At 65.6% G+C, this 13,340-nt stretch carries 14 protein-coding genes; 8 read left to right on the forward strand and 6 right to left on the reverse strand.

The genetic code is table 11. The features are described 5' to 3' along the window. Window positions 1–103 precede the first annotated feature (103 nt). A complete protein-coding gene (locus tag Pla108_RS16315) occupies window positions 104–568 on the reverse strand; it encodes a GNAT family N-acetyltransferase (RefSeq protein ID WP_146446041.1) in 465 nt (154 codons plus the stop codon). Window positions 569–1,100: 532 nt separating this feature from the next. Here Pla108_RS16315 and Pla108_RS16320 point away from each other — a divergent pair. The 4 genes from Pla108_RS16320 (at window position 1,101) to Pla108_RS16335 (ending at window position 3,859) form a co-directional block, all read left to right on the forward strand. Beyond that, window positions 1,101–1,775, forward strand: coding sequence for a hypothetical protein (locus tag Pla108_RS16320; protein ID WP_146446042.1), 675 nt, complete (start codon window positions 1,101–1,103; stop codon window positions 1,773–1,775). After that, on the forward strand, window positions 1,772–2,215 hold the full coding sequence (locus Pla108_RS16325; RefSeq protein WP_197526630.1) for a hypothetical protein: 444 nt from the start codon (window positions 1,772–1,774) through the stop codon (window positions 2,213–2,215). The genes Pla108_RS16320 and Pla108_RS16325 overlap by 4 nt, the downstream gene beginning before the upstream one ends. Before the next feature lie 337 nt (window positions 2,216–2,552). After that, complete coding sequence (locus Pla108_RS16330; protein ID WP_146446044.1) at window positions 2,553–2,843, forward strand: hypothetical protein; 291 nt, start codon at window positions 2,553–2,555, stop codon at window positions 2,841–2,843. 200 nt (window positions 2,844–3,043) lie between these two features. Beyond that, complete coding sequence (locus tag Pla108_RS16335) at window positions 3,044–3,859, forward strand: FkbM family methyltransferase (RefSeq protein ID WP_146446045.1); 816 nt, start codon at window positions 3,044–3,046, stop codon at window positions 3,857–3,859. 100 nt (window positions 3,860–3,959) lie between these two features. Here Pla108_RS16335 and Pla108_RS16340 read toward each other — a convergent pair whose 3' ends face one another. After that, window positions 3,960–4,934 carry a hypothetical protein gene (locus Pla108_RS16340; protein ID WP_146446046.1) on the reverse strand — a complete coding sequence of 325 codons (975 nt, stop codon included), beginning with the start codon at window positions 4,932–4,934 and terminating at the stop codon, window positions 3,960–3,962. Window positions 4,935–5,286: 352 nt separating this feature from the next. Between Pla108_RS16340 and Pla108_RS16345 the strand changes: the two genes are divergently transcribed. Then, window positions 5,287–6,111: an alpha/beta fold hydrolase gene (locus tag Pla108_RS16345; protein ID WP_146446047.1), complete on the forward strand. Its 825-nt coding sequence runs from the start codon at window positions 5,287–5,289 to the stop codon at window positions 6,109–6,111. 181 nt (window positions 6,112–6,292) lie between these two features. Further along, the gene (locus Pla108_RS16350) at window positions 6,293–7,123 is read left to right on the forward strand and encodes a glycerophosphodiester phosphodiesterase (protein WP_146446048.1); all 831 of its coding nucleotides are present in this window, start codon (window positions 6,293–6,295) and stop codon (window positions 7,121–7,123) included. Here the strand turns inward: Pla108_RS16350 and Pla108_RS16355 are convergent. Continuing rightward, on the reverse strand, window positions 7,120–8,412 hold the full coding sequence (locus tag Pla108_RS16355) for a glycoside hydrolase family 43 protein (RefSeq protein ID WP_197526631.1): 1,293 nt from the start codon (window positions 8,410–8,412) through the stop codon (window positions 7,120–7,122). The genes Pla108_RS16350 and Pla108_RS16355 overlap by 4 nt on opposite strands. A 192-nt stretch (window positions 8,413–8,604) precedes the next feature. Beyond that, a complete protein-coding gene (locus Pla108_RS16360; RefSeq protein WP_146446050.1) occupies window positions 8,605–9,126 on the reverse strand; it encodes a DUF3592 domain-containing protein in 522 nt (173 codons plus the stop codon). 216 nt (window positions 9,127–9,342) lie between these two features. Here Pla108_RS16360 and Pla108_RS16365 point away from each other — a divergent pair, with 216 nt between their 5' ends. Continuing rightward, the gene (locus Pla108_RS16365) at window positions 9,343–10,431 is read left to right on the forward strand and encodes a lipid-binding SYLF domain-containing protein (protein WP_146446051.1); all 1,089 of its coding nucleotides are present in this window, start codon (window positions 9,343–9,345) and stop codon (window positions 10,429–10,431) included. A 98-nt stretch (window positions 10,432–10,529) separates the two neighbouring features. Then, window positions 10,530–10,709, forward strand: a complete 180-nt coding sequence (locus Pla108_RS16370; protein ID WP_146446052.1) for a hypothetical protein — start codon at window positions 10,530–10,532, stop codon at window positions 10,707–10,709. A 272-nt stretch (window positions 10,710–10,981) separates the two neighbouring features. On the opposite strand, the gene Pla108_RS16375 is transcribed toward Pla108_RS16370, so the two are convergent. After that, window positions 10,982–11,482, reverse strand: coding sequence for a PDZ domain-containing protein (locus tag Pla108_RS16375; protein WP_146446053.1), 501 nt, complete (start codon window positions 11,480–11,482; stop codon window positions 10,982–10,984). A gap of 146 nt (window positions 11,483–11,628) precedes the next feature. Then, a complete protein-coding gene (locus Pla108_RS16380) occupies window positions 11,629–13,200 on the reverse strand; it encodes a S10 family peptidase (protein ID WP_146446054.1) in 1,572 nt (523 codons plus the stop codon). Window positions 13,201–13,340: the final 140 nt, after the last annotated feature.

Raw genomic sequence — 13,340 nt, forward strand, 5'->3', positions numbered from 1 at the left:
GCGGCTGCTTTTTTGTTTCGTGGGGACGGTGTGTCTGATCGGAGGACGGTGGCGGTGTGGACCGCCTCACGTCATCGGGTTGGGGGAATCGAGCGGACGAGAACTACTCGGGCTTTGGCTGTTCGGCTGGCAGCCGGAGGCGGAGTAGCGTCTGACCGGTCGGCTCGTGGGTCGATTGGCCGAGGGGGATGAAGCCATGGCGGGCGTAGAACGCGCGGCCGATCGGGTTGGCCTCGAAGACCTCGACCTCGAGCGTCCCCTTCTCCTCTCGGGCCCGTTGCAACAGCGCGCCGCCGATCCCCTGCCGGCTGTAAGGGGGATCGACGAAGAGGCCGCCGATTTCCGCGCCGAGCAACGCCACGAACCCAACGACCCGGCCCTCGGCGACCCCGCCCTGGCCTTCGGCGACCCAGACCCAGGTCTCGGCGTTGGGCAAGTAAAGGTTCGGCAGGTTGTGTCGTTCTTGCGTGAGGAACGCCTCGCTTAAGAACGGGTGGGCCAGCCGAGTCGCGGCTTCCCAGACGGCGACCACGTCGGCGACGTCGTCCTCTTGGTACTTACGCAGCATCAGCGCCCTCCTGGCGACGGTTGATGGGGACCCGCCCCAACCGACGACACGACGCCTCGGGCGGCGTTTCGGTAGCAGGCCGGCTCTCACCGCAGACCCCGCCGGCCGCCTGAAGGTTCACGCCGAAAACCGCCCCGCTGCGGCGGCGACCCGTCGCGAGGGGCGAAAACAGGGGGAAAACACGGAACGAAGCCCCGAGGGGGGCTTGGTGGGAGGGGTCCGCGGCGCCCTCGCCGTCGGGGACGGCGGGGCGGGGAGGGAACCACGACGGATGAATTTGCTAAGCAGTACGCGACTGCCAACCGCGCCGCGACCGTCAGGGAGCGACCGGAAATGACGAGACCGCGATGGGGTGCTTTCTCCTGGTAGCGGTGTTATTGCGTTTGGGGTAGTGTACTTCCTTGATGGGCGCCACTGGCGTGTAGCTATGTTAGCTGCCACCCGATAGTCGAAGGCTATCGAGGTTCTTCATACTGAGGCCGTCTCGGGACTAGCAACCATGCTGAGCAGATTTCATTGCCAGCGAAAATGCATGCGGATTGCGACGATCTGCACTCTAGCTTCTGCGGCTTTCTCTTTGATTCAAGAGAAAGCCGTGGCCGATGAGCCTCTGAGACGCCTTACTGCTCGTGGCCTGCTTGTAAGCAATACCGCAAGTCTTACAAAGTGGAGCACGAAAAAAAGTCATCACAACATTGGTGAGAAAGGGGATCTCTTCGCTTTTAGCGTTCGGTTGGATCCAGGCGAGCGGCTTACGGTTGGCGTTTACCTTTACGCAACACCGCTGAAGCTCAGAGCGAACGGGCTGGCGGGCGGCATTGATGGCCCCGAACGGCCAGTCCCCGTTTCTGAAATAGGCGCCAAGTGGGGACACAAGTCCCAGTCGCTTCATTGCGCTGGTTCATGGGTCATGGTTGACAACCCATCCACATATGGTAGCGAGGAAACCGTTGCAATTTTTCTGCCTTACGCAGTGATCGGGCTTGCCGATGGGCCCTACATTTTTCGGTACCGCATTCGTGTAATTAACCGAGTTGACGGTAGCGTTTTCGACTCTTTTTTTGCAAAGTATAGCTATTCGGCATTCGTTAAGCCCGGCTCGCTTGTTGCAACGAGTAGCTTGGCTTCCAAACTCAATGACACCCCTTTTGTCTACCTTGATTACGAAGGCGTCAAAGAAGAGGAGGAGCAAGGATACATTCCTTGACGAAAATGGCTCGGACACTTCGAGATATCCACAAGGATCCTTTCATTTGGGTCATGCTTTCACTCTTCGTCCTCTGTAATATTTGCGTGCTGGTCACGTATTGGGAAATACACACAAAAGTTAACACGAATAACTTACATGGCCAGCTCTTTGCGATTCGGTTAATGCAGGTTACGCTCGGCATGGTCATCGGGTTGTCGACGACTTTCCTTGGGATAGTAGCAGCTTGGTTTGGGCTGACCGAGAACGCTGCGTTGGAGGGGAGTTCGGGGGCAATTTCAGCCAAGATGGCAGCTGTAGGGCCCGGTGCTCTTCTGATTCTTTGCGGCACGTTGATTGTCTACACGTGCATAAATAAAGAGTTTTACCATCAATCTCTTGAACCGATTTCTACATTGGATTCGATTAAGCCGGTCGTGGAATCAAATGAAAACACTTAAGGCCGGCCCGGTGCCATGCCCACGCCTTAGCGCGCGCATGTGAAGTGCCGAGAGTCTTTCCATAGACCACATGCCCACGTTGGGCGCCACTGCTGGCTCGTCCAGCAGGGCGAAGCGGGCGCCAGGGCTCCACGGCGGGACGAGCCAGCCGTGGCACCCGTCCTTAGGCCCCCATCCCCAAAACAGAGCCCGCCCCACGGTGCGGCCGTCGTGCCCTTCGTGCCCGTCGTGGTTCCCTCCTTCTTCCCACGCCCCGCCATCGCGGCGTCCTTTCCACGGCCAACCCACCGCCAACCCACACCCCCTCCCCTGGCCCGGGCGGGTTACAATCGCCCGGATGGACGCTCCCAGCTTTGTCGGCCAGCTCTGTGAGGGAGCTTTTAACACGCCCCTCTACCGCCTGACGGTGCGGCCCGAGGGGCTCGTGTTTCGGTACCGGTCCGAGAAGGTGCTGCCGCGGGACGAGGTCCGGGCGGTGCGGCTCTGGCGGGCGCCGCTGGTCGGGTGGATCGCCCCGGGGGGCGTCGTCATCGAGCACACGTCGGCCGACTTCCACCAACGGCTGCTCTTCAAGACCTTCCGCTGCCGCCGCCTGAGGGACGCCCTCCGCGACGCGGGATATGCGTAGCGCCCGGATCACCGGCGCCGTCGGAATATTCGGCATAGCACCTCGCTAAACCGGCCGCCCCAAAGCGGCGAATAGCGGCAAGTTCCGACGGCTACTAGACTGGTGGCTCGCCGACTTCGCTAGCGATCCGTGGGCGCCGGCCGTTCGCCATCGGCCTCTTCGATTCGAGTCATGCAACCCACGATCACCGCGAGGAAACGATGCCGTCTAGCTACCTGATTTCGGCCAAGTCGTGGGTAGAACGCCGCTTCCTGCACTCGAATCTCGCGTTCTCAATCAGCAAGACGCCGCAGCAGAGCGACCTGCAGCGGGTCGTCGATCTGCTGCGTCCCTACGATGTCGGCGTGCCGCTCATCCGCGTCGGCGGCGACGGCGATGGTGGCTACCTCGTCCCCGACGACCTGGAAGGCCTCGAGGCGTGCTTCTCGCCGGGCGTCAGCCACACCGCGAACTTCGAGCTCGAGATGAACCGCCGCGGCGTGCCGTGCCATCTGGTCGACGCGTCGGTGTCGGGCCCGCCGATCGACCTGACCGACGCGACCTTCCAGCCGAAGTTTTTGATGTCGTATAGCTCCGACGGCACGACCTCGCTCGATGAGTGGGTCGCGTGGTCGGGCGTGAAGAGCGACGACCTCGTCCTGCAGATGGACATCGAGGGATGGGAGTACGAGGTGCTGTCGGCGTGCTCGGATCAGCTGCTCAGCCGCTTCCGCGTGATCATCCTCGAGCTGCACCGTCTGGAGCGGCTCTCGCAGGCGCCGTTCTTGCAGTTCTTCCGCGGGCTGATGCAGCGGCTCAGCGGGATGTTCACCGTCGCCCACCTGCACCCGAACAACTGCGTCCCCTCGATGACGATCGCCGGCGTGGAGGTCCCGCCGGTGCTTGAGCTGACGCTCGTGCGCAACGACCGGGTGAAATCAAAAACGCCCGTGACGGGCCTGCCGCACGCCCTCGACGAGCTGAACGTGCCAGCAAACCCCGCCAACGATGTCCCGTCGTATTACTGGCAGGCGTAACGGGCTATTGGCAGACGCAGCGGGCTGTTGCGCGCGTCACTTCGGTGGGCTGCCGGCCTGACGGCAAGATCACGTCGCCCGGCAGCGTTGGGAAGCGCTGTCAGTCGGCGAACAGACCGGTCGCGTACCAGATGCCGTTGCCGCCGCGCTGGATATCGTAGGCGTACGCGCGGTGGGGGCGGCTGACGCCGCGCCAGTGGCCCGACGAGTGCCGCCACGACGCCACGCAGTCGACGACCGAGTCCATCAGCGTCTGGCCCGGCCAGCTCTCGGCGCAGACCTCGGTGACGCTGCTGCCGGCCGCGCTGCTGAGACGCTGAAAGCGGCTGCTGAAGTTCTGGTGCCCCTGCCGGCGGACGCGGGCCTGGAACGAAGCGTGCTCGTTGGCGCCCGACGCGAGCGCCGCATGGAACCGCCCGCCGGTGCTCTGCGGTGCCTCGGGGTGCATCCGCACGGCCCACACCAGCGACCGCTGCGTGAGCGTCCCGGCCGGCAGGTCGATGGCGGTCGCCAAGCCTTGCGGGCTCCAGCGGTAGTACTTGCCGTTGGCGAAGGGAAGCGCCGTCACGGTGTGGCCGTAGTAGGGGGCGCCTTCGTGCTGCAGATCGACGATCGCGAGCCCCGCCCCGCCACGCAACTCGCTGAGGGCGGCGAAGTCGGCGAGCCGCCGCGACGCGCCGTCGACGTCGATCGTCGTGTCGAGATCGGCGCGGAAGAGCGTCATCGCGCCAAGCTTCTCACGGAGCTGCGGCCGCGAAGCGAGATACGCCTCGAGGGCCGCCTGCTTCGCAGCGGTCGACGCCGAAGTCAGGCTGACCAGCAGCATCCGCTGTTGCTCGGCCGCTTCGCGGTAGGCGGCGTAGTAGTCGGTATGCCACTTGAGGCCACCCGCCTCGACTGTCTTTTCATCAACCTTTTCATCAACGGCGTCGTCTTCGGCCGGTTGATCTTCGACAGCCTTCCCTTCGACGGTGTTGCCATCGAGCGGCGATTCAACCGCGGGGGTTTCGTCGGCACGGCTATGAACCGTCGCGAGCAACAGAACCGACAACGTCAGCAGGCGAATTAATAGCACGGTAGCCTCCGCAGGTGGGTGACTCGGCGCGCAAGGGCCGCAGCGGCGAACGGTCGCCGGCCGAGTCGATCTTGGTGAGGCCGTCCCTCGGAGGGGGCGGCGGGGTGTTCCGGTGAGGGGACCCAGCCTAGCCCGCCGGCGCCTGTCGGGGGACCCGCCGGAAGAGCTAGAAACCCTCGGATTTGCGCGGAATGTCCGAGGTGTCGCCGCGACAAGGACTCGTCCGCAGGCTATTCGCAAAGCCGACTCTCGCCCGGCGCCCGCCGGACCGATACGATTCGTCCGCGGACGCCCGCCGCCCCTGTAGGGCAGCCCCTGCCCGCCCAACGCCCTGCCCCAGCGAGCCCCAACGATGGCTTATCTCACCACCCGCGACGACGTGAGCCTGTACTACAAAGACTGGGGGAGCGGCACGCCGGTGGTCTTTAGCCATGGCTGGCCGCTGACGGCCGACGCCTGGGAGGCCCAGATGTTTTTCCTGGCCTCCAACGGCTGTCGCTGCGTCGCCCACGACCGCCGCGGTCACGGCCGCTCGAGCCAGCCGTGGCACGGCAACGACATGGACACGTACGCCGACGATCTGGCTCAGCTCTTGGAGGCCCTCGACCTCCACGACGTGGTCCTGGTGGGGCACTCGACCGGCGGCGGCGAGGTCGCGCGGTACATCGGCCGGCACGGCACGGAGCGCGTCGCGAAGGCGGTGCTCGTCGGCGCGGTGCCGCCGCTGATGGTAAAGACCGACGCCAAACCGGGAGGCCTGCCGATGAGCGTCTTTGACGGTTTCCGCGAGCAGTACCTGGCGGACCGCGCGCAGTTCTTCCTCGATGTGCCGAGCGGGCCGTTCTACGGATTCAACCGCAAGGGCGCCGAAGTCTCGGAAGGTCTGATCCGCTCTTGGTGGACGCAAGGCATGATGTCCGGCCACAAGAGCGCCTTCGACTGTATCGCGGCGTTTTCCGAGACCGACTTCACCGAGGACCTCAAGAAGTTCGACGTGCCGACCCTGATCCTTCACGGCGACGACGACCAGATCGTTCCGATCGATAATTCGGCGCGGCTGTCGGCGAAGCTGGTGAAGGACGCGACGCTGAAGGTTTATCCCGGCGGCGCGCACGCCCTCGCAGACACCTGTAAAGACGAGCTGAATGCGGATTTGCTGGCGTTTATTCGGTCGTGAATCTGACTTTCAAATCAACGCGTCGGCTGGTTGCTCAATTCATTTGCCGTGAGTGCTTGGACCCTGAGAGTGGAGACGAGGTTTCTGGCTTCTCGTTGCCCCAACCCTCCCCAGGCCGTCATCCATCGCGGTATTCTGAGCGGCTCACCCGGAACCGCACCGAGCCCCCCCTCCCCTTCCGATGGCCCACCGACTCCTGCTGCTTGTGATCTCCCTCCTCGCCAGCGCCCCGGCGACGGCCCAGCACCTGGTCGCCCACCGCGGCGCGTCGCACGACGCGCCGGAGAACACGCTCGCCGCGTTCCGGCTCGCCTGGGAGCAGGGCGCCGACGGCATTGAAGGCGACTTTCACCTGACCGCCGACGGACAGATCGTCTGCCTGCACGACTACGACACCCAGCGCGTCGCCGGCCGCAAGCTGGTGGTCAAGGACGCGACGCTCGAGGAGCTTCGCGCGCTGGACGTCGGCGCCTGGAAAGACGAGCGGTTCCGCGGAGAGCGGACGCCAACGTTCGCCGAAGTCGCCGCCACCGTGCCAGCCGGCAAGCTGCTGTTCGTCGAGGTGAAGTGCGGGCCGGAGATCGTGCCGACGCTCGCCGACGCGCTCGCAACCGCCCGCGACGAGGTGGGCCTCGCCGCCGAGCAGATCGTTATTATCAGTTTCCATGAAGACGTGATCGCCGCGTGCCGCAAGCGGCTCCCGACTTACCAAACGCAGTGGCTGACGGGCTACAAAGAGAAAGCGGGCCGCTGGACGCCGACGGCCGATTCGGTCGCGGCGACACTAACCGGCTGTGGCGCTGGCGCGCTCGGCTGCCAAGCGGAGCGGCGCTATTTCGACGACCGCTTCGTCGCCGATCTACGTGATCGTGGGGCGAGCCAGGGGGCCGACTTCCGGTTTGGCGTCTGGACGGTCGACGACCCCGAGGCGGCCCGCTACTACCGCGACCTGGGGGCGTGGTCGATCACCACCAACCGTCCCGGCTGGTTACGACAGCGGCTGGCCGACTAACCGAGCACGCGCGCCGAGCGACCCGTCCCAAGAACGCCGGCGGCGGCGAACAGAGCGAGGACAAGCGTTGTCGGCTCGGGGATGGCGAGCGACCGGAGCATCGCCGCGAAGGCGCCCGTGCCGGCGCCGCCGTAGTACGCGTTGTAGTCGCGTTTGAACAAGGCGAAGTCGTCGTAGTCGTTGTCGCCGTCACCATCGAGGTCGCCCGCCAAGGCCTGCTGGGCGCCCGACTGGCCCGACAGGTCGGCGAGGTGGTTCGCATTGAACTGAAGCCAGTCGGACGCGTCGAGGACGCCGTCGTCCGTCAGATCGCTCCGTGAGAACGGCAGCAGGTCGAACGCGATGCCGGCCAACGGCGCGGCGAACACGGTGCCGTGGTGGGCGTTGGGGCCGACCGGCATCGTTGATTCGGCGGTCCGGTTGACCCAAGAGCTGGGGTCGGTCGGGTCGTCCGACGTGGCGACTCCCAGGTAGCCGGCGCCGTAGGCGTCGTAGTAGAGGTGCCAGGTGTCGCCGATCTTGATGATCGACGGCCCCTCGGTCGCGTTCGGCTCGATCCCCGAGGTGGGGCCGACGATCACAGGGTTGTCGGTCGTCCACGGCCCTGCGGCCGTCGGGCCGGTGGCGAGGCGGATATTCTTTTGCCCGTTCTGCTCGTCCTTGATCGGCATCAGGTACTGCCCCCCCGCGACATCGCGGGCGATCATCGCGTCGATCACCGTCGCGTTGTTGTAATAAAACACGCTTGGTGCGGTGTACGTTGAGAAGTCGTCGGTCGTGATCGAGTAGAGCTTGTGGTCGTCATTGTCGAGGTTCGACGCGAAGACGATCTGGTAATGCTCGGCGATCTCGTCGTAGAGGATCTCGGGCGCCCAGGTGTGATCGACCGTGACGCGCGGGCCCCAGACCTCGACGAGTTGGGGGTCGGTCCAGTCCTTGAGGTTCGCCGACGAGGCGTAGCCGATCGTTTTGGTGCTGATGCCCGAGGTCCAGACCATGTGGAAGCGGCCGTCGGGCCCGTAAACGACCGACGGGTCGCGGGTCTGGTCCTCGGCGTCGGACCAAGCTGCCGGCGGGACGAAGACCGGCTGGTCGTTGTTCATCGAGTCGAACTGCAGGCCATCGGGGCTATAGCTGAGGTAAACGCCGCTATGCCCGCCGTCGGGCCACGGCCCTTTGAAGTAGGCGTAGATGTACCCCGTCCCCTGCGCCCGAGCCACGCCGCCGAGCAGCATGAGCGGCACGAAAACAGCGAGAAAACGACGCTGGGCGGTTTTAGAAAGGCTCAAGCGTTTCATCCAGACGGCGGTGTCAGATCAGAGAGGAGGAGAAGCGTCGCAGCCGGCTAGCCAGCGGCAGCGAGACGATCCGCTGCAAAAACCTGCTATATCTTTAGCATAACAACAGAAGTAGCCTCAGACCACCGTTTTGGGGCCGGGACGATCCGGAAATCGGTCCTTCGTTTCGGGAACGTCGCCGGCTTAGCCGGCCGCGTAGACGTTCCGCGGCTCGCTCGAGACGTTGCCCCGCGCCCACTCGACGCAGCTCGGCATGCCGAGCGAGATCCAGGCGCCGGTCAGTAGCGAGACCGCCAGCACGCCGACGGTCGCCCCGCCGATCAGCACCATTTGGCTGAGGCGATCGACCGACGCGACGTCGTCGAGGTTGCCGAGATGGCAGAGGCCGCTGTCGCCCGGTAGATAAACGACGGCGACCGGGTCGCCCTTCGAGAGGGCGTTCCATTCGGCGGCGTTGGCGCCGCTGGTGAGGCTCAGTGTCTGGCCGTCGTGCTGGACGTCCATCGCGACGCGGTAGTTGGTCGTGCGGCTCGAGCCCGAGCCGGTGGTGAACTGGCGGAGCCCCGTGACGGTGGCGGTCGCTTCGACCCCGTGCTTCGAGAGTTGGCCCATCTGCAACGACGAATAGAGCCCAACGCCGACGAGCGTCAGATTCGCAAACGCGATCATCAGACAAGCGATGAAAAACTCACGGCGGGCGAACATTGGCGTCACTCTCGGAACGGGAGCGAATTGGGGGCGGGAGCCGGCGGGTTGCGGCTATCTGCAGCGCGATTGGGATTGGCAAGCGTAGGCCACAAAACGGGGCCAAACGGGCGGGCCCGCGATCTTGCGGGGCGAGCTGATCTTGGCCCTCTCGGCGGCACGGCTTAGGTTGAGCGACCTGCGCCCCTCCCCCACCTTGGCTCAACCACTCCGCCGATGAATCTTCTCCGCCTGCGCGTAGCAACCGTGGTGGCGTCGCTACCACTCGCTTTCCTCGTGGTAGCCACGCCGACGACGGCCCAGGCGCCGCCGATGCCGGTAGCGGCCTCCGCCGAGGAGGACCGCATCGTCGTCGACGCCACGACCGTCTTCGACGAGATGCTCGCCGCGCCGGGAACGGCGATCCCACGGTCGATGCTCGCCGGGGCCGAGGGGGTTGTGATCGTTCCCCGGGTCGTGAAGGGGGGCTTCATCGTCGGCGCCCGATACGGCCGCGGCGTGGTGGTCGCTCGCGACGCACAGGGGGTCTGGCGGGCGCCGCTCTTCGTGACGATCACCGGCGGCAACATCGGCTGGCAGGCGGGCGTGCAGGCGACCGACTTGGTGCTGGTCTACCGCTCGCAACGCGGCGTCGATTCGCTGATGGCGGGCAAGCTGACCCTCGGCGCCGACATCGCCGCGGCGGCCGGCCCGGTCGGCCGCGAGGCGGGGGCCGCGACCGACACGTCGCTCACCGCCGAAGTCTATTCGTACTCGCGCAGCCGCGGGCTGTTCGCCGGGGTGTCGCTCGATGGGTCGGTGCTGAAGATCGACCACGCCGCGACCGCCGCTTACTACCGCCCGCCGGCCGGCTACACCCCGGTCCAGCCGGGAACGCCCTACATCCCCGAGGGGGCGCAGCGACTGGCCGCTAAGGTCGTCGAACAGACCGCGCCGGCGACCGCGCTCCCCGCTCCCGAACCGTCCGGCGGGCAGCCCGGGATCGGAGCGCCGAACGCGCTGGACGACGCGGCGTCGACCCGCGACCAGCTGGCCGACTTCGCGCCGCGGCTCTACCGGCTGCTCGACCCGGCGTGGCAAGGCTACCTGTCCCTGCCGGCGGAAGTTTTCCAAGAGGCGGGCCACCCGAGCCCCGAGGTCCTCACCGCGGCGGTAGGACGCTTCGAAGCCGTGGCGGCCGACCCCCGTTATACGAATCTCGCGGCGTTGCCCGAGTTCCAAACGACGCGCGGATTGCTGCGTCATTACGCCCAGGTGCTGGCGAACACGCCGCGGACGCTGGCCCTGCCCCCGCCGCCACAGTAACCGCGCCGCGCTCGACTGCGTAGAATAAGGGTGAGGGCCACGCGGGGCGTGGCGACGGTCGCCGACGGCTCGCAGTGGCCGCGCGGAGGGCCCTTCTCATGAACCTTCAAGGCATGCCATCGCACGCCGCGTCGCTGATCCGCCAGGGCGGAGTGGCCGGCATCCTCGTTGTCCTCGCCGGCTTGGTGTACGACTCGCCAACGGTCGTCGTCATCGGCCTGCTGACGATGATCCTGGCGACCTACGCCGCGATCTGCACCGGCAACCGGTCGTTCTAGGACGCTCGGTGTGCAGCCGATTCCCCCTCCCTGTTAGGGAGAGGTTAGGGGAGGGTCTTAGCGTTCAGGCGAGGGAAGGTGAACCTTTGCTGAACGGTTTCGCCCTCCAGCGGTTTGTAAAAGCTGAATCATAGGATGAGCCGATTGGGCGCTAGCCCCGGTTGAATCACCAAGAACCGTGGCTAGCGCCAAAACGGCTCGTGGAGCAAACCCTCATTTCTAGCTTTGACAAAGCACTAGGCCCTCCCTGAAAGGGAGGGGGATGACCCTGCCTACGGCAGCATCACGTTGCCCGGCAGCGTGGGGAAGCGCTGCGGCTTGCACCGCGCGCCGAGGTCGACCGTTTGGTCAACGACTTGTGTCGTTCCCGAGCGGACAAAGCGGACAGTCGTGAGTCCGTAGTGCCGTTCGAACTGCGGCATCATCCAGTAACAGCCGTCTTGGTTCGGCCAGCGGCCGGTGTCGATCTTGGTGCCGTCGAGGCGGGTGATGACATCGCCCACTTTCAGGCCGAGCTGGCTGAGCGGCGAGTCCTCTTCGATCTCGACGATCCGGGCGCCGGCGAAGACGATCCCCTGGAACTGCGGCAACTGCAGCGCCTCGTCGAGGTGGAAACGGGCGCGCCAGCGTTGCGACTCGTAGACCTCGCCCCGGCGGAGCCGTTCGAGGGCGGCGTCGCGGGCCTCGGTCGAGTTGATCGGCACGCCGAGTTGCTGGGCGGACGAGGCGCCGGCAAAGGCGAGCAAGAAAGCAACCGCTAGCAGCGATTTCATGGCGCAGGCTCCGAGGGGGGTGAGAACCGGCGCAACTTAGCGGCCCCGCGCGGGTCCGTGAAGCCGACGTTCAATTCGGTGTGAGGAGGATAAGCAACAACTTCTTGGCGTTCTTGGCGTCTTGGCGGTTACTTACCCCTGACGTTCTACTCCGACGCCTTCTCGTACCACTCGACGAGGTCCTTCCGCAGCTTCTCGAGCGAGGGCTCGTGCACGTACATCATGTGCCCCCCCTCGTAGTAGCCGGTCGTGAAACGCTCTCGCAGGGCGTCGGTCGTCATGGTGTGGTCGCGGGTGTGCTTCATCGCAAACGCCGGGGTCGCTAGGTCGAAGTAGCCGCACGCGGCGAAGACTTCGAGGGCCGGGTTCTTGACCATCGCGTCGCGGAGCCGCTCGGCCGTCGTGACGTAGCGATTGATGAACGGCTTGTAGTTCCACGGCTGGACCGAGGTGAGCGTCTCGTAGACGCGGTCGTCTTGGTAGTCGAGGTCGTCGGCGAGGTAGGCGTTCATGCCGGCGCAGAAGATCCCCTCGAAGGCCGCGTCGCTAGGGTCGTAGTCCATCGACTCGCCGGCGCCATCAACGCCGGGGCCGACGTAGCGGCTGTCATAACGGCCGATCAACTGGTTGCGGCCGCGGAGCAGTTCCTTGCTGAACCGCCACATGCTGACGCGGAGGTCGGTCGCTTCGAGGTACTCCTCGGAGAGCCCCGTCAGGCGGGCCGCCTCGGCGACGACTTCCTTGCGCTTCTCTGCCGGCATCGCGGCGCCCTGCAGCAACGCGTCGGCAAAGTCGCCGGCGGCGAACGCCTCGGCCTCGGCGACGACTTCCGTCAGCGGCTTGCCGAGCAGGTCGTCGTCGAGCGCCTTGTGACGCCAAGCGGTCGCCGCGTATCCCGGCAGGAACAGGACGTACGGCAGGTCGTTGTTGTCTGCGAAGCCGAGCGTGCTGAAATCGAGCACCGCCGAGACGAGCACCACGCCGTTGAGGTACATGTGGTAGCGGTCTTGCAGCAGGTCCGACAGACCGCCGGCGCGGAGGCCGCCGTAGCTCTCGCCGAGGATGAACTTGGGCGACTCCCAGCGGCGGAACTTCGTGGTGTAGTCGTGGATGAACAGGCCGACGCTGCGGAGGTCTTCCTCAAGTCCGTGGAACTGCTCACGCTTCTCGCCCTCGGTCGGGCGGCTGTAGCCGGTCCCCACCGGGTCGATGAACACCAAGTCGGTGACGTCGAGCAGCGAGTAAGGATTGGCGACCAGCTTGTAGGGGGGCTCGGGGAACGACGCGTCGTCCGGCAGCCGGACTCGCTTCGGCCCCAGCATCCCGAGGTGGAGCCAGACGCTTGAGGCGCCGGGGCCGCCGTTGAAGCAGAACGTCACCGGCCGGTCGGGGTCGGCCTCGGCCTGCCCGTCGTCGCCGAGGCCGCCGCGGGTGTAGGCGACGAAGAAGATCTCGGCCTTCGCGTCGCCGCCGTCGTGTTTCTGCGGGAGCTTGCCGGCGGTCGCGACGTAGGCGACCTCCTCGCCGTCGATCGTCACGGCGCCGGTGGTGACGCGCAGCTTGGGCGTTTCGTCGTCTTCTTTCTTGTCCTTGGCGTCTTCTTTCTCGGACTTCTCCGTCTTGTCGGACTTGGAAGTCGTTTTGTCGTCGGCGCTCGCCACGCTGTGGCAGCCGATGATCGCGAAGACGAAGCAGCAAACGAAGAAGCGGCGAATCATAGGGGCGGGACCGTCGGTGAGGCGTCACGGGAGAAGCCCCCAGCCTAGTCGCCATCCGGCCTGACTGCGACCTCCCCGGCCACCGGTGGTGGTGCGGTGGGACGCCCGTTGCGGTGAATCGTCGCGGGGGCGGGTGTTCA

Source organism: Botrimarina colliarenosi (genome assembly GCF_007859955.1).
GTDB lineage: Bacteria > Planctomycetota > Planctomycetia > Pirellulales > Lacipirellulaceae > Botrimarina > Botrimarina colliarenosi.